At 68.7% G+C, this 1,883-nt stretch carries 3 protein-coding genes; all 3 read left to right on the top strand.

The genetic code is table 11. The features are described 5' to 3' along the window. The first annotated feature begins 243 nt into the window (after positions 1-243). Entirely contained in the window at positions 244-966 is a 723-nt protein-coding gene (locus ACFPOB_RS29700; RefSeq protein ID WP_377801777.1) for a phage head morphogenesis protein, read from the top strand. Then, positions 963-1,499, top strand: coding sequence for a phage virion morphogenesis protein (locus ACFPOB_RS29695; protein ID WP_377801776.1), 537 nt, complete (start codon positions 963-965; stop codon positions 1,497-1,499). The genes ACFPOB_RS29700 and ACFPOB_RS29695 overlap by 4 nt, the downstream gene beginning before the upstream one ends. Before the next feature lie 93 nt (positions 1,500-1,592). After that, positions 1,593-1,883 (top strand): phage protease (locus ACFPOB_RS29690; protein ID WP_377801775.1); only part of this gene is annotated, 291 nt, incomplete at its 3' end.

The following is a 1,883-nucleotide window of genomic DNA, read 5'->3' as shown; positions in this document are numbered from 1 at the left end:
CCTGCGCAGCTCGCAGAGGCCATGGGTCGCGCGATCGCGCTCTCGCATCTGACCGGCCGGGCGGCTCTGCTCGACGAGCTGGCGGGCAGTCCCGATGGCCAGCGCAGCTGACACCTTGACCCTGCCGCCCAGCGCGTCCGTTCAAACGGCTATTCAAACGCTGGGCGGCCGTTCCGGAATTTTCCGGGGCATGGCCGCGGCCGCGGCTCGCGGCCGCCAGCGGGCTTCCTACGGGCCCGCGTCATGACCACGACGATGAGCGCCATCGGCCTGCCGTTCCAGGAGGCCATCGACTATCTCCGCCAGAAGGTGACCGTCACCTCGACCGGCTGGACCGATGTCTGGCAGAAGGCCAACGCAAAGGCCTTCACCGTCGCCGGCGCGACGGCCACCGCATTGGTCGAGGACTTCCGTCGCGAGATCGAGAAGGCGCTCGAGGACGGGACGACGCTCGAGGAGTTCCGCAAGCGGTTCGGCGAGATCGTCAGGCGCCATGGCTGGGACCATGTCGGCAAGCCCGGCTGGCGCGCCCGCGTCATCTACGAGACCAACCTGTCCATGGCCTATTCGGCCGGCCGCTATGCCCAGCAGACCGAACCGGAGACGCTCGCGGCTTTCCCATATTGGCAATACGTGCATTCGGGCGCCAGGCACCCGCGCAAGCAGCACCTGGCCTGGAACGGCACGGTGCTGCGCGCTGACGATCCTTTCTGGGATTGGGCTTATCCGCCCAACGGCTGGGGCTGCGGCTGCCGGGTCCGACCGGTCAGTGAAGCCGGGTTGAAGCGCCAAGGTCGGCGTGGCATCGACCAGGCGCCCGAGCGTCTGCCAATCCGGGAGGTGAACCGAAAGACCGGAGAGGTTCTGACCGGATCCCAGGGCGTCGATGTTGGCTTCGACTACAATCCCGGCCAGGTCTGGATGAACGCGCCGCGCTCGGCCGTGCCTGGGCTGAACGATACGTGAGCGGCTTCTCCGTCACCTTCTCATTCGACTGGGATCCGGCCCGCGCCGCCTTCGGCCGGCTCGAACGCGTCGTGGCCGATCCGACGCCGATCACGCGCGCGATCGGCACCGGCCTCGTCACCTCGACGCAGGATCGTTTCGACGACGAGGTTGCGCCGGACGGCTCGGCCTGGTCGCCGCTCAATCCGCTCTACGCTTCGGGGAAGCGTGGCCCCGGCATCCTGCGCGAGAGCGGGATGCGCGGCGGCCTGCAGGGCTCGATCACCTATCGCGCCGGGCGCGCGGACGTGCAGGTCGGCAGCAACAAGATTTACGCCGGCGTCCACCAGGGCGGCGCGGTCATCACAGCGAAGAACGGGCCGTTCCTTGTCTTCAGCATGGGCGGCAAGACCGTGAAGACGCCCTCGGTCACGATTCCGGCCCGCCCCTTCGTCGGCATCAGCAGCGACGACCAGGTCATGATCCTGGACGTCATCGAGGGCGGCCTTGCCCGCGCGCTCGGTTCCGGGCCATCATCCGGCGGCAAGCGCTGACCGCGTCGCGCTGATCCCTCCCATCGCCATGTAGGTCCCGGCCCCGTGCGGGGCCGTGTCGCGTATGGTCGCCGCCGGCCACATTCGGCGGCGATGAAGACCGTCGTTTCCTCCCTTCACTTCCAGATCCCGGCCGGTGCCGCTCCCGAATGGGTGCACCTGACGCCGGCCGGGACTTTTCGTGGAAACGACGGCCGCGGGCCTTTCACGCTGGAGAACGCCGACGATGTGATCCGCGCTTCGATGGCGGCGGGCAAGCTCCCGCTCGACGAAAATCACTCGATCGACCTCGCCGCCCCGGAGGGCCGACCGGCCCCGGCGCGAGGCTGGATCGTCGAGATGCAGGCGCGCGCGGACGGCCTTTGGGGCCGGGTCGAATGGACT

The organism is Allobosea eneae, from assembly GCF_042657265.1.
In the GTDB taxonomy this organism is placed as follows: domain Bacteria; phylum Pseudomonadota; class Alphaproteobacteria; order Rhizobiales; family Beijerinckiaceae; genus Allobosea; species Allobosea eneae.
Note: the sequence above shows the minus strand (reverse complement) of the source record. Positions and strands in the feature narration are given on the sequence as shown.